This is a genomic window from Kitasatospora sp. NPDC048715, from assembly GCF_043198905.1.
GTDB classification, from domain to species: domain Bacteria; phylum Actinomycetota; class Actinomycetes; order Streptomycetales; family Streptomycetaceae; genus Kitasatospora; species Kitasatospora lactacystinica.
In genome coordinates this window covers 749,933-771,244 of sequence record NZ_JBICVH010000001.1, presented here as the reverse complement: position 1 = coordinate 771,244, position 21,312 = coordinate 749,933, and the positions used below count along the sequence as shown (strand labels likewise).

The 21,312-nt window shown below is 73.5% G+C and carries 22 protein-coding genes; 6 read left to right on the top strand and 16 right to left on the bottom strand.

Features of this window, described 5'->3' with window-relative positions:
* The first annotated feature begins 558 nt into the window (after positions 1-558).
* Positions 559-885 (top strand): WhiB family transcriptional regulator, encoded by a 327-nt coding sequence (locus ACGFSC_RS03620; protein ID WP_049654358.1) that lies wholly within the window; start codon positions 559-561, stop codon positions 883-885.
* Between the two features lie 99 nt (positions 886-984).
* On the opposite strand, the gene ACGFSC_RS03615 is transcribed toward ACGFSC_RS03620, so the two are convergent.
* The 3 genes from ACGFSC_RS03615 to groES form a co-directional block, all read right to left on the bottom strand.
* Positions 985-1,983, bottom strand: a complete 999-nt coding sequence (locus tag ACGFSC_RS03615) for a LysR family transcriptional regulator (RefSeq protein ID WP_359897485.1) — start codon at positions 1,981-1,983, stop codon at positions 985-987.
* Positions 1,984-2,115: 132 nt separating this feature from the next.
* Complete coding sequence (gene groL / locus ACGFSC_RS03610) at positions 2,116-3,741, bottom strand: chaperonin GroEL (protein ID WP_359897486.1); 1,626 nt, start codon at positions 3,739-3,741, stop codon at positions 2,116-2,118.
* 116 nt (positions 3,742-3,857) lie between these two features.
* A complete protein-coding gene (groES, locus tag ACGFSC_RS03605) occupies positions 3,858-4,163 on the bottom strand; it encodes a co-chaperone GroES (RefSeq protein ID WP_014136232.1) in 306 nt (101 codons plus the stop codon).
* Positions 4,164-4,654: 491 nt separating this feature from the next.
* Here groES and ACGFSC_RS03600 point away from each other — a divergent pair, with 491 nt between their 5' ends.
* Together ACGFSC_RS03600 and ACGFSC_RS03595 are read left to right on the top strand one after the other, a co-directional pair.
* On the top strand, positions 4,655-4,984 hold the full coding sequence (locus ACGFSC_RS03600; RefSeq protein ID WP_359897487.1) for a hypothetical protein: 330 nt from the start codon (positions 4,655-4,657) through the stop codon (positions 4,982-4,984).
* 41 nt (positions 4,985-5,025) lie between these two features.
* Complete coding sequence (locus tag ACGFSC_RS03595; protein WP_359897488.1) at positions 5,026-6,210, top strand: class I SAM-dependent methyltransferase; 1,185 nt, start codon at positions 5,026-5,028, stop codon at positions 6,208-6,210.
* Between the two features lie 21 nt (positions 6,211-6,231).
* Here ACGFSC_RS03595 and ACGFSC_RS03590 read toward each other — a convergent pair whose 3' ends face one another.
* Genes ACGFSC_RS03590 through tsaB form a run of 5 tightly spaced genes read right to left on the bottom strand, consistent with a single transcriptional unit; the run spans position 6,232 to position 9,730 of the window.
* Positions 6,232-7,170: a polysaccharide deacetylase family protein gene (locus tag ACGFSC_RS03590; RefSeq protein ID WP_359897489.1), complete on the bottom strand. Its 939-nt coding sequence runs from the start codon at positions 7,168-7,170 to the stop codon at positions 6,232-6,234.
* A gap of 50 nt (positions 7,171-7,220) precedes the next feature.
* Positions 7,221-7,481, bottom strand: a complete 261-nt coding sequence (locus ACGFSC_RS03585) for a hypothetical protein (RefSeq protein WP_359897490.1) — start codon at positions 7,479-7,481, stop codon at positions 7,221-7,223.
* On the bottom strand, positions 7,478-8,569 hold the full coding sequence (gene tsaD, locus ACGFSC_RS03580) for a tRNA (adenosine(37)-N6)-threonylcarbamoyltransferase complex transferase subunit TsaD (RefSeq protein ID WP_359897491.1): 1,092 nt from the start codon (positions 8,567-8,569) through the stop codon (positions 7,478-7,480). The genes ACGFSC_RS03585 and tsaD overlap by 4 nt, the downstream gene beginning before the upstream one ends.
* Positions 8,562-9,050: a ribosomal protein S18-alanine N-acetyltransferase gene (gene rimI, locus ACGFSC_RS03575; protein WP_359897586.1), complete on the bottom strand. Its 489-nt coding sequence runs from the start codon at positions 9,048-9,050 to the stop codon at positions 8,562-8,564. Before rimI ends, tsaD begins: the two co-directional genes overlap by 8 nt.
* 23 nt (positions 9,051-9,073) lie before the next feature.
* Positions 9,074-9,730: a tRNA (adenosine(37)-N6)-threonylcarbamoyltransferase complex dimerization subunit type 1 TsaB gene (tsaB, locus tag ACGFSC_RS03570; protein WP_359897492.1), complete on the bottom strand. Its 657-nt coding sequence runs from the start codon at positions 9,728-9,730 to the stop codon at positions 9,074-9,076.
* A 154-nt stretch (positions 9,731-9,884) separates the two neighbouring features.
* On the opposite strand from tsaB, the gene ACGFSC_RS03565 reads away from it, so the two are divergent.
* Positions 9,885-10,451, top strand: coding sequence for a hypothetical protein (locus tag ACGFSC_RS03565; protein ID WP_359897493.1), 567 nt, complete (start codon positions 9,885-9,887; stop codon positions 10,449-10,451).
* Between the two features lie 40 nt (positions 10,452-10,491).
* On the opposite strand, the gene ACGFSC_RS03560 is transcribed toward ACGFSC_RS03565, so the two are convergent.
* The 5 genes from ACGFSC_RS03560 to ACGFSC_RS03540 form a co-directional block, all read right to left on the bottom strand.
* Positions 10,492-10,686, bottom strand: a complete 195-nt coding sequence (locus ACGFSC_RS03560) for a hypothetical protein (RefSeq protein WP_359897494.1) — start codon at positions 10,684-10,686, stop codon at positions 10,492-10,494.
* A gap of 134 nt (positions 10,687-10,820) precedes the next feature.
* Positions 10,821-11,318: a tRNA (adenosine(37)-N6)-threonylcarbamoyltransferase complex ATPase subunit type 1 TsaE gene (tsaE, locus tag ACGFSC_RS03555; RefSeq protein ID WP_359897495.1), complete on the bottom strand. Its 498-nt coding sequence runs from the start codon at positions 11,316-11,318 to the stop codon at positions 10,821-10,823.
* 85 nt (positions 11,319-11,403) lie between these two features.
* Complete coding sequence (locus tag ACGFSC_RS03550) at positions 11,404-12,639, bottom strand: alpha/beta hydrolase (protein WP_359897496.1); 1,236 nt, start codon at positions 12,637-12,639, stop codon at positions 11,404-11,406.
* Positions 12,636-13,835, bottom strand: a complete 1,200-nt coding sequence (gene alr, locus ACGFSC_RS03545) for an alanine racemase (RefSeq protein ID WP_359897497.1) — start codon at positions 13,833-13,835, stop codon at positions 12,636-12,638. Before alr ends, ACGFSC_RS03550 begins: the two co-directional genes overlap by 4 nt.
* Before the next feature lie 140 nt (positions 13,836-13,975).
* Complete coding sequence (locus ACGFSC_RS03540) at positions 13,976-15,451, bottom strand: NAD(P)H-hydrate dehydratase (protein ID WP_359897498.1); 1,476 nt, start codon at positions 15,449-15,451, stop codon at positions 13,976-13,978.
* 171 nt (positions 15,452-15,622) lie between these two features.
* On the opposite strand from ACGFSC_RS03540, the gene ACGFSC_RS03535 reads away from it, so the two are divergent.
* Positions 15,623-16,180, top strand: a complete 558-nt coding sequence (locus ACGFSC_RS03535; RefSeq protein ID WP_359897499.1) for a Uma2 family endonuclease — start codon at positions 15,623-15,625, stop codon at positions 16,178-16,180.
* Positions 16,181-16,217: 37 nt separating this feature from the next.
* Here the strand turns inward: ACGFSC_RS03535 and glmS are convergent, their stop codons facing one another.
* Positions 16,218-18,074, bottom strand: coding sequence for a glutamine--fructose-6-phosphate transaminase (isomerizing) (glmS, locus tag ACGFSC_RS03530; protein ID WP_359897500.1), 1,857 nt, complete (start codon positions 18,072-18,074; stop codon positions 16,218-16,220).
* Positions 18,075-18,173: 99 nt separating this feature from the next.
* Here glmS and coaA point away from each other — a divergent pair, with 99 nt between their 5' ends.
* Positions 18,174-19,169 (top strand): type I pantothenate kinase, encoded by a 996-nt coding sequence (gene coaA, locus ACGFSC_RS03525; RefSeq protein ID WP_359897501.1) that lies wholly within the window; start codon positions 18,174-18,176, stop codon positions 19,167-19,169.
* Positions 19,170-19,234: 65 nt separating this feature from the next.
* On the opposite strand, the gene glmM is transcribed toward coaA, so the two are convergent.
* Positions 19,235-20,599, bottom strand: coding sequence for a phosphoglucosamine mutase (gene glmM / locus ACGFSC_RS03520; protein ID WP_359897502.1), 1,365 nt, complete (start codon positions 20,597-20,599; stop codon positions 19,235-19,237).
* A 165-nt stretch (positions 20,600-20,764) separates the two neighbouring features.
* The gene (gene rpsI, locus ACGFSC_RS03515) at positions 20,765-21,274 is read right to left on the bottom strand and encodes a 30S ribosomal protein S9 (protein WP_350503556.1); all 510 of its coding nucleotides are present in this window, start codon (positions 21,272-21,274) and stop codon (positions 20,765-20,767) included.
* Between the last annotated feature and the right edge of the window lie 38 nt (positions 21,275-21,312).

Genomic DNA, 21,312 nt, shown 5'->3' with positions numbered 1-21,312 from the left:
GTCGTCCTCCGCAGCTGATCCGCGTCACGTTGAGCCTCCTGGCTGGTACGAACCTCTCCGACACGGCCGATCGGCGACAGACTCCGTCCTGATCGCCCCAACCTGCCCGCGATCGTTCCCGACGTCCGGCGCCCGCTAACCGCCTCCGCACTTCCAACGACCGTCACTCGAATGAGTTACGGCCTTCGGGGCCATCTCCACCACTGTACGTGGCCAACCCATTACCGATCAGCCGCATCGCGGTGCACACGCCGCACTTTTGCGCAGCTCGCGCGCGGTGGGCGTACGACCCGCACACCGATTCGGCACGTCGCGCGCCCGTCGGCCACCCGATTGCCACGCCCGCGCCCGGCGGGGCCCTTGCCCACTATGCCCGTTTTTATAGCTTTCGTATGGTCATTGACTGTTGTGCCAGTGTGTGGGTGACTTGTCCATGGAGTTGCCTTAAGTCATATTTCCAGGTGTCCACACCAGTGCATCGAAGCCCCGCCGCACCGCTCGGCAGCAGCCCCGCCGAACGCCCGGCCGACGGCCGACAGCCTCTGAAGGGAATGAGCCATGGCAGATTTCTCCCGCCTCCCCGGTCCCAACGCGGACCTCTGGGACTGGCAGCTCTCCGCAGCCTGCCGTGGCGTGGACAGCTCGCTCTTCTTCCACCCCGAGGGCGAGCGCGGGGCCGCGCGCAGTTCGCGCGAGGCCAGCGCCAAGGAGGTCTGCATGCGCTGCCCGGTGATCGCCGAGTGCGCGGCGCACGCGCTGGCGGTCCGTGAGCCGTACGGCGTCTGGGGCGGGATGACCGAGGACGAGCGCGAGGAGATGCTGGGGCGCTCGCGGCACCGACTGGTCGAGGTCCCGCTGGCCCCGCCGGCGGTCGCCCAGCGCTAGACCCGACTCCGTGAGCGCCGTGAAGAAACGTTCCTTCGCGGCGCTTCAGCCTTCTGGCTCACCCTACGTACCGGACCCCCGCGGCCCCGTCACCCACCGTCAGCGATCGGCGGCCGCCCCCGCCAGCCGCTCCAGCATCAGCGCCACGGCCGGCACCTCCGCCAGGTCCGGCAGGGTCAGCGCGACCACCTGGCGAACCGCGGGCGCCCCGGAGGCCGTGTGCACCGGCACCGTCGACACGCCGTCAGGACGCACCGACCGGAGCGCCAGCCGGGGCAGCACCGCCACCCCCAGCCCGGCCGCCACCAGGCCGACCACCGCCGGGTAGTCGTCCGTCGCGAAGTCGATCCGCGGCTCGAAGCCCGCCCCGGCGCACAGCTCCACCAGGTGCCCCCGGCACTGCGGGCAGCCGGCGATCCACTGCTCCCCCGCCAGCTCGGCCAGCCCCACCGCCCCGCCCCGCCCCGCCAGCCCGTGGCCGGCGGGCAGCAGGCCCACCAGCGGGTCGTCCAGCAGCGGGGTGACCACCAGATCGGACCAGTCGGACCCCGCGGTCAGCTGCTGCGCCTCCAGATTGGCCTCGGCCCGGGCCTCGCGCGGCGTGCCGTGGGCCGGCGCCGGGAGCGCGACGGCGCCGTCGGACTGCGGGTAGCGGAAGGCCAGCGCGATCTCGCACTCGCCGCCGCGCAGCATCGCCAGCGACTCCGGCGGCTCCGCCTCGACCAGCGACACGCGCACCCCCGGATGGCCGTCCCGCAGGCGGGCGACCGCGGGCGGCACCAGGGTGGAACTCGCGGTCGGGAAGGAGACCAGCCGCACCCGCCCGGCCCGCAGCCCGGCGATCGCGGCCACCTCCTCCTCGGCGGCCGAGAGCCCGGCGAGGATTCCGGTGGCATGCTTGAGCAGGACCCGGCCGGCCTCGCTGAGCTGCATCCCGCGGCCCGAGCGGACCACCAGCGGGGTGTCCACCGACTTCTCCAGCGCCTTCATCTGCTGGCTGATGGCGGGCTGCGTACACCCCAGCTCGCGGGCGGCGGCGGAGAAGGAGCCGGTGCGGGCGACGGCACGCAGGACGCGCAGATGGCGGGCCTCGATCATGCCTCAGTTATAAGGCAATCTTTGCATTCTGCAAAATTCTACTGATAGTTGAACGGTGAAGGTGAACGCCGGAGGCCCGGCCCGCCACCCCTCGCGGGGCGCGGACCGGGCCTCCGGTCAGGCGTCGGAGCCTCAGTGCGAGTGGCCGTGGCCGTGGCCGTGACCGTTGTCGGCCTCCTCCTCCTTCTTCTCCACCACGAGGGTCTCGGTGGTGAGAAGCAGGGAGGCGATCGAGGCGGCGTTCTCCAGGGCGGAGCGGGTGACCTTGACCGGGTCGATGACGCCGGCCTTCACCAGGTCGCCGTACTCACCGGTGGCGGCGTTGTAGCCCTGGCCGGCCTCCAGCTCGGAGACCTTGGAGGTGATGACGTAGCCCTCCAGGCCGGCGTTCTGGGCGATCCAGCGCAGCGGCTCGTGCAGCGCCTTGCGGACGACCGCGACACCGGTCGCCTCGTCGCCCGACAGGCCCAGGCCACCGTCCAGCACCTTGGCGGCGTGGACCAGGGAGGCGCCACCGCCGGCGACGATGCCCTCCTCGACCGCGGCACGGGTCGCCGAGATGGCGTCCTCCAGGCGGTGCTTGCGCTCCTTCAGCTCCACCTCGGTGGCGGCGCCGACCTTGATGACGCAGACGCCGCCGGCCAGCTTGGCCAGGCGCTCCTGCAGCTTCTCGCGGTCCCAGTCGGAGTCGGTCGCGGCGATCTCGCCCTTGATCTGGGCGACGCGGCCGGCCACGGCCTCGGAGTCACCGGCGCCGTCGACGACGGTGGTCTCGTCCTTGGTGATGGTCACGCGGCGGGCGGTGCCCAGCACGTCCAGGCCGACCTGGTCGAGCTTGAGGCCGACCTCCTCGGAGATGACCGTGCCGCCGGTCAGGACGGCCAGGTCGCCGAGGATCGCCTTGCGGCGGTCGCCGAAGCCCGGGGCCTTGACGGCGACGGCGTTGAAGGTGCCGCGGATCTTGTTGACGACCAGGGTCGACAGCGCCTCGCCGTCGACGTCCTCGGCGATGATCAGCAGCGGCTTGGAGGCACCGCCCTGGAGGATCTTCTCCAGCAGCGGCAGCAGCTCCTGGATGGAGGAGATCTTGCCCTGGTTGATCAGGATGTACGGGTCCTCCAGGACCGCCTCCTGCCGCTCCGCGTCGGTGACGAAGTACGGCGACAGGTAGCCCTTGTCGAACTGCATGCCCTCGGTGAAGTCCAGCTCCACGCCGAAGGTGTTCGACTCCTCGACGGTGATGACACCGTCCTTGCCGACCTTGTCGATCGCCTCGGCGATCAGCTCGCCGACCTGGGTGTCCTGGGCGGAGAGCGACGCGACGGCGGCGACGTCGTCCTTGCCCTCGATCTCGCGGGCGATCGAGAGCAGGTGCTCGGAGACGGCGGCGACGGCCTTGTCGATGCCCTTCTTCAGGGCGGCCGGGCCGGCACCGGCGGCGACGTTGCGCAGACCCTCGTTGACCAGGGCCTGGGCCAGCACGGTGGCGGTGGTGGTGCCGTCACCCGCGACGTCGTTGGTCTTGGTGGCGACCTCCTTGACGAGCTGCGCGCCAAGGTTCTCGTACGGGTCGTCCAGCTCGACCTCGCGGGCGATGGTGACACCGTCGTTGGTGATGGTCGGGGCGCCGAACTTCTTGTCGATGACGACGTTGCGGCCCTTGGGGCCGATGGTCACCTTGACGGTGTCGGCCAGCTTGTTGACACCGCGCTCCAGCGAGCGGCGGGCGTCCTCGTCGAACTGCAGGATCTTCGCCATGTTCCCTATTCCCTCGGGGCTGCGGCCGGCCCACCGGCCGCCGAACTACGTGAACCAACAACCACGCCCCGGGCCCCTGTCACTTGGGACACGGATCCGGGGCGGGTCGGAACGTCTTACTTCTCGATGATCGCGAGGACGTCGCGGGCGGAAAGCACCAGGTACTCCTCGCCCTGGTACTTCACCTCGGTGCCGCCGTACTTCGAGTACAGGACGATGTCACCCACGGCGACGTCGAGCGGCAGACGCTGGCCGTCCTCGAAGCGGCCCGGGCCGACGGCCAGGACGACGCCCTCCTGGGGCTTCTCCTTGGCGGTGTCCGGGATAACCAGGCCGGAGGCCGTGGTGGTCTCGGCGTCGAGCGGCTGGACCACAATGCGGTCCTCGAGCGGCTTGATGGCAACCTTGCTGCTGGTGGTCACGTCCGAGCTCCCCTTCGGAGATTACGGGGTTTTCTAACGGGTAGGGCGATCCTGCGGGCCTGCCGTCGCGGGGGTCAGACACACGTCGTCGCGTTAGCACTCTCCCGGTGGGGAGTGCCAAGGACGACCATAGGGCCGTGTTAGCACTCAGTCAACCAGAGTGCCAACGACGCGCCCTGGGACTCCCGGTTCCGCGGGTGAGCAGCCGCACTCGCGTGCGCCCCGGCCCGGCCCCCGCGGACTCCTGCCGTGACCTCGATCCCGGTGCGTCCGACCCCTGTGCGCGGGCCCGTCGCACCCGTCGGCCGGCCCGCCGACGGACCCGCCGCCCCGCCCACCGGAAGTCGAGCGGGCGTCCGGATTCCCGTACCCATGTACGGACGGCGCTCCCTCGGGCAGACTCCTGCCATGACGGACACCCCGGTACGCGTCGGCCCCTCCGGCGCGAAGGACGCCCCGCCCGCGCCGCCGCTCGTCCCGGGGGCGTTCCGGTGATCCGAGCGGCCGCCCCGTCCGCGCCGCCGCGGATCCACTGGGCGGCGGACCTGGTGCTCGCTGCGGTGGTGCTCGCGGTGACCGCCGTCGCGGTGTTCCTCGGATCGCTCGTGCTCAACGTGCTGAAGCTGCTCGCCCTGTACGGCCCCGGGACGGTGGCCCTGGACGTCTTCGGCGTCGTGGTCCTGCTCGTGCTGCTGACCCTGACCTTCCGGGGCACCCGGCGGCTCGGCTACCGGATCACGCCGTACGCCGCGGTGGCCGCGGCACCGCTGGGCGTGCTCGTGGGCTGGCTCGCCTCCGGCATCCCCGTCATCGGCCGGTGACCGCCGCACCGCTGCGGTGACCGACCGGCCGAGCGGCGAGAATGGCCCCCGTGGACACCGAGAACCTCCAGCCGCTGCTGACGCCCGAGGGCCAGGCCCTGCTCGCCGAACTGCGCGAGTTCACCCCCGAGGAGGAGCTGGCGCTGGCGACCCGTCTGCGCCGGGAGCATCCGGCGGAGCTGGTCTCGGCGGCCTTCGGGCAGGCGCGGCTGCGGCAGCGGGCGCGGGCGAAGTTCGGGGCGGACGCCGACCTGATGTACTTCACGCCCAACGGGGTCGAGCAGTCCACCCGGCGCAGCGTGGCCGAGTGGCGGGCGCAGCGGTTCGCCGCGCTGGGCGTCCGACGGCTGGCGGACCTGTGCTGCGGCATCGGCGGGGACGTGCTGGCGCTGGCCCGGGCGGGCATCGAGGTGCTGGCCGTCGACAAGGACCCGGCGGCCTGCGCCGCCACCGCGGCCAACGCCGCCGCCCTGGGCCTGTCCGAGCTGGTCGAGGTGCGCTGCGCGGACGTCGCCGAGGTGGACGTCACCGGCTACGACGCGGTGTTCACCGACCCGGCCCGGCGCACCTCGCGCGGCCGGGTGTTCGACCCGGAGGCGTACGCCCCGCCGCTCTCCTGGGCGATCGAGGCCGGCCGGCGGACCCCGATCGGCGCGCTGAAGGTCGCGCCGGGCATCCCGCACGAGGCCGTGCCGCGGGACGCCGAGGCCGAGTGGGTCTCCGACCACGGCGACGTCAAGGAGGCGGTGCTCTGGTTCGGCACCAGGGCCGCGAGCCCGCACCGCGCCACCCTGCTGCCGCAGGGCGCCAGCCTGACCGGCGGCGACCTGCCCGACCCGCCGGCCGGCCCGGTCGGGCGGTACCTGTACGAGCCGGACGGCGCGGTGATCCGGGCCCACCTGGTGGCCGAGGTGGCCGGGCAGGTGGGCGGCCGGCTGATCGACCCGAAGATCGCCTACCTGACCTCGGACGAGCTGGTCGCCACCCCGTACGCGCACGCCTTCGAGCTCACCGACGTGCTGCCGTTCCACATCAAGAAGCTGAAGGCGCTGCTGCGCGAGCGGGCGGTCGGCACGGTGGTGATCAAGAAGCGCGGGATGGCGATCACCCCGGAGGAGCTGCGCCGCCAGCTCAAGCCCTCCGGGCCGAACAGCGTCACGGTGATCCTCAGCCGCACCGACAACGGGCCGCTGATGATGCTGGGACAGCCGGTCGCGGCGTCCTAGGGGGTCGACCCGCGGCCTCGGTCACACGGGTGGCTGGATGTAGTCCTCCAGCCGCGCCACCGAGAAGCCCTGCTCCTGTATCCGGGCCAGCAGGTCGCCGAACATCTGGGTCATCGTGGCGCCCTTGAGCTCCTTGGGGCCGCGGAAGTGCGCCAGGATTATGTCGCCGGGCTTCAGCTGCTTGTCCCCCGCCTGGTACTGCATGTCGTGGATCTGCATCGACTCGCGCCAGAGCACCATCGCGCGCGGGCCGCACTGCTGGACCGAGGTGTTGAGCGTCGGGGTGTTGGCGCCGTCGCCGAACGGCGGGCGGAACAGCAGCGGGGCGGCGCCGTACTGCTGGGTGAGCGCGGACTGCGCGTCGCAGATCTCGGACTTCTGCTTCTCCGCCGGGATCCTGCTCATCACCGGGTGGTCCACGGTGTGGTTCTGGACGTGGTTGCCCAGGGCCTGGAGCGGCTTGAAGTAGCCGTAGTCGTTCTTGACGATGTCCCGGGTCAGGAACATCGATATCGGCACCTTGAGGTCGGTGAGCATCTCGACGAACTTCGGGTCCTTCTCGGCCCCGTCGTCGATGGTGATGAAGACGACCTTGTCGCTCGTTTTCACGTCGCTGAACACCGGGACGGGGCCCGTCCGTTCGAGCTTTATCGGCCTGTCGGCGGGCGGCGCCGGGGCGGGGGCGAGCGGGGTGAGGTTCCACTTGGCCCAGGCCGCCGCGCCCGCTCCCGCCGGGGCGCCGGCCGCGGCGGCGGTGGTCGCGGCCGCGGTCGGCGCGGCGCCGGAGGACCGGGGCGCGGCCGGCGTGGTCGCGGCGGCCGGGGCGGCGCTGCCGCCGCCCCCGTTGTCGCCGCACCCGGTGGCGAGGGCCAGCAGGGCCACCGCCCCCGCCGCGTACGTCCTGGTCCTGCTCCGCCCGTTCCTGATCACCGCTGCGCGCTCCCGGTTCCCGTCCAGCATTCTCTCAGCTATGCACGGTAACGGCCGGTCCTGCGGTTCCCGGTACGGGGCTACTCCACGTGCTCGCTGGTGAAGGACCAGCGGTGCACCGGGCGGCCGAGCAGCTCGGCCGGCGGGTCGGCGACGGGCACCGGCTCGCCGTTCCACCAGGTGATCAGCAGCACCCGCCCGCCCGGGGCGGTGAGCAGTTCGAGGCGCTCCAGCCCGGCCGAGCCGCGGAGCCGGGGCAGCGCCGACTCCCTTGCCCAGGCAGCGAGTTCGGGCCCGCACCCGTCGGCGGCCCGGGCCTCCCACATCGCGGCGACGGTCATGCCGCGCCACCGCCGAGGGCGTCGTAGGCCTGGCCGTGGACGTCGGTGTGGGGCACGTGGACCTCGGTCACCGGCAGCGAGGAGTCGGCGGACAGGTCGAAGGCGGACGGCGTGCGGTCGCGCCACACCATCTCGGCGCCGAGCGCCGCGACCATCGCGCCGTTGTCGGTGCACAGGCCCGGCCGGGGCACCCGCAGCCGGATGCCGGCCCGGTCGCAGCGCTGCTGGGCCATCTCGCGCAGCCGCGAGTTGGCCGCCACGCCGCCGCCGATCATCAGGTGGTCGACGCCGCTGTCCTTGCACGCCTTGACGGCCTTGCGGGTGAGCACGTCGGTGACCGCCTCCTGGAAGGACGCCGCCACGTCGGCGATCGGCACCTCCTCGCCGGCCCGGCGCCTGGCCTCCACCCAGCGGGCGACGGCGGTCTTCAGGCCGGAGAAGGAGAAGTCGTACTCCGGGTCGTTCTTGCCGGTCAGGCCGCGCGGGAAGGCGATCGCCTTCGGGTCGCCGTCGCGGGCCGTGCGGTCGACGATCGGGCCGCCGGGGAAGCCGAGGCCGAGCACCCGGGCGACCTTGTCGAAGGCCTCGCCGGCCGCGTCGTCGATGGTCGCGCCGAGCGGGCGGACGTCGCTGGTGATGTCCTCGCTGAGCAGCAGCGAGGAGTGCCCGCCGGAGACCAGCAGGGCCATCGTCGGCGAGGGCAGCCGGCCGTGCTCCAACTGGTCGACGCAGATGTGCGAGGCGAGGTGGTTGACCCCGTACAGCGGCTTGTCCAGGGCCCAGGCGTACGCCTTCGCGGCGCTGACGCCGACCAGCAGCGCGCCGGCCAGGCCGGGGCCCGCGGTGACGGCGATGCCGTCCAGGTCGCTCGCCTTGATCCCGGCGGTGTCCAGGGCGCGCTGGATGGTCGGGACCATCGCCTCCAGGTGCGCGCGGCTGGCGATCTCCGGGACGACGCCGCCGAAGCGGGCGTGGTCGTTGACGCTGGAGGCGACCGCGTCGGCCAGCAGCGTGGTGCCGCGCACGATGCCGACGCCGGTCTCGTCGCAGGAGGTCTCGATGCCGAGGACGAGCGGTTCGTCAGCCATGGCGGGTGTCCTCAATGTCCTTCGGGTCAGTGCTGTCAGTGCTCGGGGAGTCGAGGCGCATCACCAGCGCGTCGACGTTGGCGGGCTGGTAGTAGCCGCGCCGGATGCCCACCGGTTCGAAGCCGTGGCGCTCGTACAGCCGCTGGGCGCGCGGGTTGTCCACCCGCACCTCCAGCAGCAGCTCGGCGCACTCGCGCCGGGCGGCCTCCCGGATCAGGTCGGTGAGCAGCGCCGCGCCGAGGCCGGATCCCTGGTGGCGCGCGTCGACGGCGATGGTCTGGACGTCGCCCTCACCGGCGATCGCCATCAGGCCGGCGTAGCCGACGATCGTGCCGTCCGGGGCGGCCGCGACGGTGTAGTGGCGGGTGCCGCCGGGGTGGGAGTCGGCCAGTTCGGACCAGAACATCCCGGCGGACCAGGCGTCCTCGGGGAAGAGCCGCAGCTCCAGCTCCAGCACCGGCGCGATGTCCCACCAGCGCATCGGGCGCAGGGTGGTGCCGTGGTTCACGCCGGGAGCACCGCCTTGTAGCCGGCCGGGACCTGGGCGTCCGGGCGGCGCAGGTACAGCGGGTGGTTCGGCAGCAGCTCGCGCCCGGCGGCCAGCTCGGCGGCGGCGAAACCGGCCAGGGCGCCGGCCGAGACGTGCTCGGGGCCGTGCCCGCCCGGGAAGGCGTCGGGGTAAAGCAGCGCGCCGGCGCCGACGGAGCGTTCCTGCGGGGGCAGCTCGGCCGGGCGGTCCACGCCGGGGCCCTCGGTGCGGCGGCCCTCGGCGTCGTACGAGGCCCAGTAGACCTCCTTGCGGCGCGCGTCGGTGGCGACCGTGAACGGCTGCCCGGCCAGGCCCTCGGCGCGGGCCTGGAAGGCGATCGCGTCCAGGGTGCAGACGCCGTGCACCGGCAGCCCGAGCGCGTGGCCGAGCGCGGCGGCGGTCACCAGGCCGACCCGCAGGCCGGTGTACGGGCCGGGGCCGACGCCGACCGCGATGCCGGTCAGCCGGTGCTTGTCCACCCCGGCGGCCCGCAGCACCCCGTCGATCGCGGGCAGCAACAGTTCGCCGTGGCGCCTGGCGTCGACCTGGTGGGTCTCGGCGAGGACGGCCGTGCCGTCGTGGACGGCGGCGGTGACGGCGGGGGTAGCGGTGTCGAACGCGAGCAGCAGCACGGGGTCAAGGTTAGACCGCGTTGGGCCGACCGGCCGATCGGCAAGGTGTACCAGCCGGGAACACACATCCGAGGCGCTGCGACCCGCGCGGATGAACCTGGCACGATGGGGCCGTACGTAAAGGGACGGCGGCGGGAGCGGCAACGTGGCGAAGATGGGTCCTGGAGTGGTGGTCACGGGGTTGACCCTGGGGGCCCTGGCGGTGGTGAGCCTGCTGGCCTTCCAGGCCAACGGCGCCCAGGACCGGGCCGGCGGCCCCAGGCCCACGGCCACCACCACGGCGACCGGCACGGCCACCGCCGCGGCGCCGACCGCCTCGGCCACCCCGACCGTCCCGGCGCTGCCGACCACCTCGGGCACCGGCATCCGGGTGGTCTACTCGGTCGGCAGCCACTACGTCTGGCTGGTCGACCCGAAGAAGACCCCGCAGGTCGCGGCCGCCTTCCCGGTCACCCCGGGCTCGGTCGAGCCGGCCCCGGGCAGCTACGCCGTGTACAGCCGCACCCAGACCACCACCGGGACGGACGGCAAGCAGATCGAGCACGTGGTGCGCTTCGCGCAGCAGAACGGCGTGGTGTTCGGCTTCAGCGCGGCGGTGGACGGCGCGACGCCGACCACCGACCCGAGCGCCAAGACCGGCGGCATCCGCAGCGGGCGCGCCGAGGGGCAGCTGCTCTGGGACTTCGCGCCCAAGGACACCAAGGTGGTCGTGATCGCCTGACCCGGACGGCCCGGAACGGCCCGGCCCGGAAGGACCGGCCTCACGCGGCCCGGGGCGCCTGCGCCTCGGGCCGTTCGTCCTGTCGGGGCCGCGGTTCGGGCGGGGTGGACACCGCCTCGGCGGCCGCGCAGGCGGCCAGCAGCGCCCGCATCGGCTCTCCCGGAGCGCGACGGGCCGGTTCTCCGGCCCCGGCGGCGGGGACCGCGCGCTTCGGGGCGGGGGTGGTGCTCGACATGGCGCCTCCCTAGTTAGGCAGACCTAACCGCAGCACCCATCCCACCACGCCCGGCACCCCGCCCGCAACATCTTGCCGACAGCCTGTCGGCAAGATGTCAGCGGGACGTCGTCGCCCCCCTCGGCGCCCGTCCGCTATCCGAGGTCCGCCAGCGCCGCGTCCGCCCAGCGCGGGCCGATCCCGGTCAGCACCACCCGGCGCGGGTCCTGGTCGTCCCCGTCCGCCGTGCCGCCGATGGCGCGCTCGATCCGGACCTCCAGCCGGTCCTCGGACAGCCGCTCGACCTTGCCCTCGCCCCACTCGACCACGACCACCGACTCGGGCAGCGAGACGTCCAGGTCGAGGTCCTCCATCTCGTCCAGGTCCCCGCCCAGCCGGTACGCGTCCACGTGCACCAGCGCCGGGCCGCCGACCAGCGAGGGGTGCACCCGGGCGATCACGAAGGTCGGCGAGGTCACCGCCCCGCGGACCTGCAGGCCCTCCCCCAGGCCCCGGGTCAGCGTGGTCTTCCCCGCGCCCAGCTCCCCGGAGAGCAGCACCAGGTCACCCGGCCGCAGCAGCGCGGCCAGCTCCCGGCCGAGCCGGCCCATCCGCTCCGGGGTGGGGACGGTGAGAGTGGCGTGCGAGCCCATGCGCGTGTCTTGCCCTTCGGTCCGTACCGGCGCACCGACCACCGGCCGCCACCGCTACCGTGCCACATCCGCGCGCCACCGGGGCTCACACGGGGTCGACGACGGCTTCCGCGACCCGCTCCCGGGCCAGGTCGAGGACGGCCGCGGGCAGCGGCGCCGCCCCGGCGAAGCCGGCGGCCCGGCGCAGCAGCCGCGCCAGCTCGTGGTCCACCAGCTCCGGGCGTTCCAGCATCACCAGGTGCCCGGCGCCCTCGGCCAGGACCAGTTCGGCGCCGGGCAGCCGCGCGGCCATCGCCTCGCTGTGCGTCGAGGGCGTCAGCAGGTCCTTCGTCCCAGCCAGCACCAGCGCGGGCAGGCCCCGCAGGGCGGCCAGCGCCTCGTACTTCTCGTGCGCGCCGAACACCGGGTAGAACTCGGCGACCACGTCGATCGGGGTGGCGTCCAGCAGCTGCTCGGCGAAGCGCACCACGCCGGGGTCGACGTCCCGGCCGCCGAAGGAGAACCTCCGGTAGAACACGGCGGCCACGTCCGAACCCAGCCGCCTGGTCGCCTCGACCAGGTCGACCTGGCGGCCCAGCAGCTTCACCATGCCGGGCGCGACCTTCCTGAACAGCTTCGCGCCGGCCCTCGGCAGGCCGAGGCTGACCTCGTTCCAGTCCCCGGCGAGGGTGCCGATCAGCGCCACCCCGGCGACCCTCTCGCGGAACAGCTCCGGGTGCTGGTCGGCCAGCGCCATCACCGTCATGCCGCCCATCGAGTGGCCCACCAGCACCAGCGGCCCGGTCGGGGCGACGGCGTCGATCACGGCCTTGAGGTCGCCGCCCAGCTGGTCGATGCCGGCCGGCTCGCCCGCCAGGTACGAACGGGAGCGCTCGGAGCGGCCGTGGCTGCGCTGGTCCCAGAGGACCAGCCGCATGCCCTCGCGCAGCGCGGCCCGCTGGAAGTGCCAGCTGTCCTGGTTGAGGCAGTAGCCGTGGCAGAACACCACGGTCAGCGGCTCGGCGCCGGCGCCGTCCCCGTCCGGCCCGCTCCAGCCGGTGCCGTCCAGCTCGACGTACAGCTCGGTGCCGTCCGGCGCGGCCACCGTCCTCGGACGGCCGCGCAGCGAGCCGTACGGGGCGTTCGCGTCCAGCTCGGCCCGGGCCCGGCGGCGCATCGCCCGGCCTACGGTCAGCCGCTCCACCGCGACGCCCGCGGCCGCCCCGGCCGCCAGTACGCCGACCGAGATCCCGATCACACCCGCCCGGCTCACCCCGGAGGCGGCGCCGGCCGCCTTGGCGACCGCCGCGACCGGACTGCCCTCGGCCGGTGCGCCGGTCATGCCGACGGGCCCTCCGGGTGGCTGCCGCCGAGGTAGCGGCGGGGCACCCGGGCGCCGATCCGGGTGATGATCTCGTACGAGATGGTGCCGCAGGCGCGGGCCCAGTCCTCCGCGGTGGGCTCGCCGCGCTCGCCGTTGCCGAACAGCAGCACCTCGTCGCCGATCGCCGGGGTGTCGCCGCCGAGGTCCACCACGAACTGGTCCATCGCGACCCGGCCGGCCACCGTGCGCCACTTGCCGTCGATCTGCACCGGGCCGGTACCGCTGGCGTGCCGGGGGATGCCGTCGCCGTAGCCGACCGGGACCAGGCCCAGGGTGGTCTCGCCCGGCGTCGTGTAGTGGTGGCCGTAGCTGACCCCGTGCCCGCCGGGGACGTGCTTGACCAGCGCCAGCCGCGCGGTCAGCGCCATCACCGGGCGCAGCCCGAAGTCGGCCGGCGAGCCCACCTCCGGCACCGGCGACAGCCCGTACGCGGCCAGGCCGGTGCGGACCAGGTCGAAGTGCGACTCGGGCAGCAGCAGGGCGGCCGGGGAGTTCGCCAGGTGCCGGACCGCGGGGCGCAGCCCGGCGGCCTCGGCCGTGGCCAGCGCGGCGCGGTAGGAGTCCAGCTGGGCCTGGATCGACGGGTGGCCCGGCTCGTCCGCCGCGGCGAAGTGCGACCACACGCCGACGACCGTCAGCAGCCCCTCCGTCTCGGCCCGGCGGGCGTCGGCCACCAGCCGCGGCCAGTCGTGCGGCTGGCAGCCGTTGCGGCCGAGGCCGGTGTCGGCCTTCAGGTGCACCCGGGCCGGGATGCCGGTCTCGCGGACGGCGGGCAGCAGCTCGTCCAGCGCCCACTGGCCGCTGACCGAGATGTCCAGGTCCGCGCGCAGCGCCTCGTGCCAGGGCCCGCCCGGCGTCCACAGCCAGCACAGGATGCGGGCCTGCTCCGGGCGGATGCCCGCGGCCCGCAGCGCCAGCGCCTCGTCCGGCGTCGCGCAGCCGAGCCAGCCGATCCCGTTCGCGACCGCTTCCCGGGCGCACTCGACCGCGCCGTGGCCGTAGGCGTTCGCCTTGACGGCGAGCATCACCGCCGCGCCGCCGACGCGTTCGCGCAGGGCGGCGAGGTTGCCGCGCAGGGCGGCGAGATCGATGGTCGCCTCGGCCCGGAGGCCGTCGGTGCGGGTGGCTGTGCCGGTCGTGTTCGCAGTTGTCATCAGGGTCAGTCTCCCAGACGTCCCGGAGTCCTCGCCGAACGGCCCGGCGGCGCGGCGGACCCCTACGACGCGCCGACGTGCGGCGGACCGCCCGTTCACCCCGTTCAGGACGCCGCAACCGGATGTCCCGGTTCCGGCGGTCACCCCGCGCGGACCGCCCGCCACACCGCCGGGAGCGCCCCGGCCACCGCGAGCGCCGTCGTCGGGGCGCCCGGCACGCCCGCCGCCTCGCGGCCGGCCAGGCCGTGCAGGTAGGCGGCCGCCGACGCGGCGTCCAGCGGCGCGAGGCCGGCCGCCAACAGGGAGCCGGCCAGCCCGGCCAGCACGTCGCCGCTGCCGGCGGTGGCCAGCCAGGAGGTGCCGGTGGGGTTCACCCGGACGGCCCCGCCCGGATCGGCGACCACCGTGGTGGAGCCCTTCAGCAGCACCGTGGCGCGGTAGCCGGCCGCCAGCCGTCGGGCGGTGGCCAGCCGGGCCGCGGCCAGGTCGTCGGCGGCCGGCGGTGTGCCGCCGTCGGCGCCGGCGAGCAGCCGGGCGGCCTCGCCGGTGTGCGGGGTGAGCAGGGTGGGCGCGGTGCGGCCGGCCAGCGCGTCCGGGCCGAGCCGGCCCAGCTCGGTCAGCCCGTCGGCGTCCACCAGCACCGGGACGTCGCTCGCCAGCGCCTCGGTCAGCGCCTGCCGCGCCCCCTCGCCGCCGCCCGGCCCGACCACCCAGGCCTGCACCCGTCCGGCGCCGGCCGGCCCGCCCTCGGTGACCAGCACCTCCGGGAAGCGCCGCACCACCTCCTCGGCCGCCGTGCCCACGTACCGGACGGCGCCCGCGCCGCCGTGCAGCGCCCCGGCCACCGCCAGCAGCGCCGCCCCCGGGTAGGTCGCCGAGCCGGCCGCCACCCCGACGACGCCGCGCCGGTACTTGTCGCTCTCCGCGCCCGGCTCCGGCAGCAGCGCCGCCACGTCCGCGTGCTGGAGCGCCGTCACCCGCGCGGCGGGCGGCTCCAGCCCGATGCCGACCAGCTGCACGGCCCCCGCGTACGAGGCCCCCGGGTCGACCAGCAGCCCGGGCTTGTACGTGCCGAAGCAGACCGTGACGTCGGCCCGCAGCGCGGCGCCCGGCACCTCCCCGGTGTCGGCGTCCACCCCGCTCGGCAGGTCCACCGCCACCACGATCCCGTGCCGCTCGGCCCTCGCGTACGGCACGGCCTCCGGGCGCAGCCCGCCCCGGCCGCCGATGCCGACGATCCCGTCCAGCACCAGGTCCGCGCGCGAGAAGTCGGCCAGGCCGACTTCCCGCTCCGCCGTCACCCGCCCGCCGGCGGCCCGCAGCGCGGCCAGCCCGCCCGGGTGGGCCTTCTGCGGCGCCAGCAGCACCGCCGTCACCCGCGCCCCGCGCCGGGCCAGCGCGGCCCCGGCGTACAGGGCGTCACCCCCGTTGTCCCCGCTGCCCGCGAGCACCGTCACCCGGCTGCCGTACACCCGCCCCCGACGCCGCGTCAGCAGCCGCGCGCAGGTCGCGGCCAGCCCCGCGGCCGCCCGCTGCATCAGGGTGCCCTCCGGCAGCCGCGCCATCAGCTCGGCCTCGGCGGCCCGGACGGTTTCCACAGGGTGTGCATGACGCATGGGGAGAACTCCTTCAGCGGTCGGCTGCCTCCGACGCTAGCCCGCGCCACCGCCCCGCGGGAGCCGGGCCTGCGGCACACTTTCGAGTGACAACCACTTCGATCCCCCGCCGGTGCCGGTCCGTACGCCTACCTTGTGGCTCGGCACGGACCCACAGGAGGGAGAAGGGCCATGGTCGCCATGCCGGCAGTCGAGCACCCGCTGGGCGAGGACAGCCTCCTCCAGGCGTTTCTGGAGTTGGACACCCCACCCGGTTTCAAGGCCGAGCTCATCGAAGGGGAGATCGTCGTGACGCCACCGCCGGACGGCGACCATGAGGACGCCATCGCCCGGTTCGCCCGCGCTGTTGCGCGTGAGGCAGCCGAGGACCTGTACGTCAGCGGCGGGAAGGGACTGATCACCCCCAAGGGCCGTTTCATCCCGGACGCCACGGTCGCTCCGGTCGGCCATTTCCGCGCTCAGGATTCGTGGTCATCCGCGGTGGGAGTCGAACTGGTCCTTGAAGTCACCTCGATCAACCCGCACAAGGACCGCGAGGCCAAGCGCCTGGGCTACGCCGCTGCGGGCATTCCGTGCTACCTGCTCATCGACCGCAGCGAAGGCAGGGTGACGCTGTTCACGGATCCGAGGAACGGCGACTACACCACCCTTCACGAAACCGAATTCGGCAGGTGCATCAAGCTCCCCGCCCCGTTCTCCTTCACGCTCGACACGGCGCCCCTGCGGTAGGACGCAGCCACCGCAGGGGCGCCGTGCCGCCGAGCGACTACTCGACGGTGACCGACTTCGCCAGGTTGCGCGGCTGGTCGACCTCGTGGCCCTTGGCCGTGGCCAGCTCGCAGGCGAAGACCTGGAGCGGGACGGTGGCGACCAGCGGCTGGAGCAGCACCGGGGTGGCCGGGATGCGGATCAGGTGGTCCGCGTACGGGACGACGGCCTCGTCGCCCTCCTCGGCGATCACGATCGTGCGGGCACCGCGGGCCCTGATCTCCTGGATGTTGGAGACGATCTTGTCGTGCAGGATCGAGCGTCCGCGCGGCGAGGGCACGACCACCACGACCGGCAGCCCCTCCTCGATCAGCGCGATCGGGCCGTGCTTGAGCTCGCCCGCCGCGAAGCCCTCGGCGTGCATGTACGCCAGCTCCTTGAGCTTGAGCGCGCCCTCCAGGGCCACCGGGAAGCCGACGTGGCGGCCGAGGAACAGCACCGAGCGGGCGTCGGCCAGCGAGCGGGCCAGCTCGCGCACCGGCTCCATGGTCTCCAGGACCTGCTCGACCTGCTTCGGCGCGTCGCCGAGCTCCTTGATGACGGCGAAGATCTCGTCGCCCCACTTGGTGCCGCGCACCTGGCCCAGGTACAGGGCGACCAGGTAGCAGGCGACCAGCTGGGTCAGGAACGCCTTGGTCGAGGCGACCGCGACCTCCGGGCCGGCGTGGGTGTACAGCACCGCGTCCGACTCGCGCGGGATGGTGGAGCCGTTGGTGTTGCAGATCGCCAGCACCTTGGCGCCCTGCTCGCGGGCGTGCCGCAGGGCCATCAGGGTGTCCATGGTCTCGCCGGACTGCGAGATGGCGATGACCAGCGTGCCCGGGCCCATGATCGGGTCGCGGTAGCGGAACTCGGAGGCGACCTCGACCTCGCAGGGGATGCGGGTCCAGTGCTCGATCGCGTACTTGGCGATCATGCCGGCGTGGAAGGCCGTGCCGCAGGCCACGATGACGACCTTGTCGACCGAGCGCAGGTCGGCGTCGGAGATCCGCAGCTCGTCCAGGGTCAGCCGGCCGTCGGTGCCGATCCGGCCGAGGAGGGTGTCGGCGACCGCCTTCGGCTGCTCGGCGATCTCCTTGAGCATGAAGTAGTCGTAGCCGCCCTTCTCGGCGGCCGAGGCGTCCCAGTCGACGTGGTACTCGCGCACGTCGGCCGGGGTGCCGTCGAAGTTGGTGACGGTCACGCCCTCCCGGCGCAGCTCGACCACCTGGTCCTGGCCCAGCTCGATCGCCTCGCGGGTGTGGGCGATGAAGGCGGCGACGTCCGAGGCGAGGAAGTTCTCGCCCTCGCCGCGGCCGACCACCAGCGGCGAGTTGCGGCGGGCACCGACGACCACGTCCGGCGCGTCCGCGTGCACGGCGACCAGGGTGAAGGCGCCCTCCAGCTGACGGCAGACCACCCGCATGGCCTCGGCGAGGTCACCCGCGTAGGCCTCGCCCAGCAGGTGGGCGACGACCTCGGTGTCGGTCTCGGACCGGAGGGTGTGGCCGCGCTCGGCGATCTCGGCGCGCAGCTGCGCGAAGTTCTCGATGATGCCGTTGTGCACCACGGCCACCCGCTGGTGGTCGTCCAGGTGGGGGTGGGCGTTGGCGTCCGTCGGGCCGCCGTGGGTGGCCCAGCGGGTGTGGCCGATGCCGGTGGTGCCGCCGGGCAGAGGGGTCTCGGCGAGCGACTTCTCCAGATTGGCGAGCTTGCCCGCCCGCTTGTCGGTGGCCAGGCTCCACTGCCCCTCGGAGTCCTGGACCTGCACCGCGACACCGGCCGAGTCGTAGCCCCGGTACTCCAGTCGCTGCAAGCCTGCGATTACTACGTCGAGGGCGGACTGAGCGCCCACGTATCCAACAATTCCGCACATGCGTGCCAGCATAAGGGCGGTTCTGTGGCCGTTTCCCCCTCGCGCGCGAACGCTGCGTGACCGACACCACAGCCACCGTGAACGCCGCTACGGCTCACAATGGAGCATGTGCTGACCGAACTCTGTACGCGGGGCGCCGCCACGCCCGGCCCGTCGCCGTCCCCCTACGTCGACCTCAGCCGGGCCGAGTGGAGCGCGCTGCGCGAGCGTACGCCACTGCCGCTGACCGCCGAGGAGGTGGAACGGCTGCGCGGCCTCGGCACCGCCCTCGACCTGGACGAGGTCCGCGACGTCTACCTGCCGCTGTCCCGCCTGCTGAACCTGTACATCCACGCCACGCACGAGCTGCGCGGCACGCTGGGCACCTTCCTGGACACCCCGGACACCGAACGCACCCGCACCCCGTTCATCATCGGCGTGGCCGGCTCCGTGGCGGTCGGCAAGTCCACCACCGCCCGCCTGCTCCAGGCGCTGCTCGCCCGCTGGCCCGAGCACCCCCGGGTCGAGCTGGTCACCACCGACGGCTTCCTGCTCCCCAACGCCGAGCTGCGCCGGCGCGGCCTGATGGCCCGCAAGGGCTTCCCGGAGTCGTACGACCGCCGGGCGCTGATGCGCTTCGTCGCGGACGTGAAGGCGGGCAAGGAGCGGGTCAGCGCGCCGGTCTACTCGCACCTGGTGTACGACATCGTGCAGGGCGAGCGGCTGACCGTGGAGCGCCCGGACATCCTGATCGTCGAGGGCCTGAACGTGCTCCAGCCGGCCCTGCCCGGCTCCGACGGCCGCACCCGCCTCGCGGTGGCCGACTACTTCGACTTCTCGATCTACGTCGACGCCCGGACCGACGACATCGAGCACTGGTACCTGGACCGCTTCCGCAAGCTGCGGCAGACCGCCTTCCAGGACCCGAACTCCTACTTCCGCCGCTTCACCGAGGTGCCGGAGGAGGAGGCGATGGAGTACGGCCGGCAGGTCTGGCGCACCATCAACAAGCCCAACCTGCTGGAGAACGTGCTGCCGACCCGCGGCCGCGCCACCCTGATCCTCCAGAAGGGCTCGGACCACAAGGTCCGCCGGGCGCTGCTGCGCAAGCTCTGAGCGCCCGCCGGGCACGACACGAAGGGCCCCCGCGTCGCGCGGGGGCCCTTCGCCGTCTCCGGGGCTCAGCCCAGGTGGGTGCGCACCGCGTCGGCCAGCCGCTGCCCGACCGCCTCGGCCTGCGCCGGGTCGGCGGCCTCGACCATCACCCGGACCAGCGGCTCGGTGCCCGACGGGCGCAGCAGCACCCGGCCGGTGGAGCCCAGCTCGGCCTCGGCCGCGGCGACCGCGGCGGTCAGCTCGGTGCTGGTCCGCACCCGGGACTTGTCGACGCCCTTGACGTTGATCAGCACCTGCGGCAGCCGGGTCATCACGGCGGCCAGGTCGGCCAGCGGCTGCTTGGTGGCGGCCAGCCGGGCGCCCAGCATCAGGCCGGTCAGGGTGCCGTCACCGGTGGTGGCGTGGTCCAGCAGGATCACGTGGCCGGACTGCTCGCCGCCCAGCGCGAAGCCGTGCTCCTTCATCGCCTCCAGCACGTAGCGGTCGCCGACGGCGGTCTCCACCAGCTCGATGCCCTCGCGCTCCATCGCCAGCTTGAAGCCGAGGTTGGACATCACGGTGGCCACCGCGGTGTTGCGGCGCAGGGTGCCGGCCTCCTTCATGGCGACCGCGAGGATGGCGATGATCTGGTCGCCGTCCACCTCGGCGCCCTCGGCGTCGGCGGCCAGGCAGCGGTCCGCGTCGCCGTCCAGGGCGATGCCCAGGTCGGCCTTGTGCTCCTTCATCGCGACCCGCAGCCGGTCCAGGTGGGTGGAGCCGACGCCGTCGTTGATGTTGAGGCCGGTGGGCTCGGCCCCCAGGGTGTGGACCACCTCGGCACCGGCCCGGGCGAAGGCCTCGGGGGCGACGTAGGCGGCCGCGCCGTGGGCGCCGTCGATGACGACCTTGATGCCGTCCAGGCGGTTGGGCAGCACGCCGATCAGGTGGGCGACGTACTTGTCGAAGCCCTCGGTGTACTCGCGCACCCGGCCGACGGCCGCGCCGGTCGGACGGTTCCAGTCCTCGTCGCCGAGCGTGTGCTTGCGGTAGTGGGACTCGATCGCGTCCTCGATCCGGTCGTCCAGCTTGTGGCCGCCGCGGGCGAGGAACTTGATGCCGTTGTCCGGCATGGCGTTGTGGCTGGCGGACAGCATCACGCCGAAGTCGGCGCCGAGCGCGCCGGTGAGGTACGCCACGGCCGGGGTGGGCAGGACGCCGACCCGCAGGACGTCGACGCCGGCGCTCGCCAGACCGGCGATGACGGCGGCCTCCAGGAACTCGCCCGAGGCGCGCGGGTCACGGCCGACCACCGCGACCGGCCGGTGGCCGTCGAAGGCGCCGGCCTCGCCGAGCACATGGGCCGCCGCGACCGACAGACCGAGCGCCAGCTCCGCCGTCAGGCCCTCGTTGGCCACCCCGCGCACGCCGTCCGTACCGAAGAGTCGTCCCACTGTCCCGTCCTCCATCACCACTGCTCGGAACCCAACCGAAGATCCCGGCCGCCGCACAGTAGCCGGGGAACACGTCGCCCCGGAGTACTCGAGGTACTCCGGGGCGACGGTTTCGCACAACCAGGGGGTGCGCCGCCAGGGCGGAGCGCACCCCCGGGGAGGCGATTAGCGCTTGCTGTACTGCGGCGCCTTGCGGGCCTTCTTCAGACCGGCCTTCTTGCGCTCGACGGCACGGGCGTCACGCATCAGGAAGCCGGCCTTCTTCAGGGCGGCGCGGTTGTTGTCCACGTCGGCCTCGTTCAGGGCACGGGCGACGCCGAGGCGCAGCGCGTAGGCCTGGCCGGACACGCCACCACCGCTGATGCGGGCGACGACGTCGTAACGGCCGTCCAGCTCAAGGAGCTTGAAGGGCTCGTTCACGGTCTGCTGGTGCACCTTGTTCGGGAAGTAACCCTCGAGGGTGCGACCGTTGATCTTCCACTGGCCGGTGCCGGGGACGATGCGCACGCGGGCGATCGCCTCCTTGCGACGGCCGAGGCCGGCGCCCGGGGTGGCCTCGCCGAAGCGGCCGGCCAGGGACTCGGAGGTGTAGCTCTCCTCGGAGGTGTACTCGCCCTCGACGGCCTCAACGGCCTCGTCGAAGTCGACCTCAAGGGTTTCAGTGGTCTCGGCCACGATGTTCCTCAGCTCTTTTCAGTGTTGGGGGGCTTGGT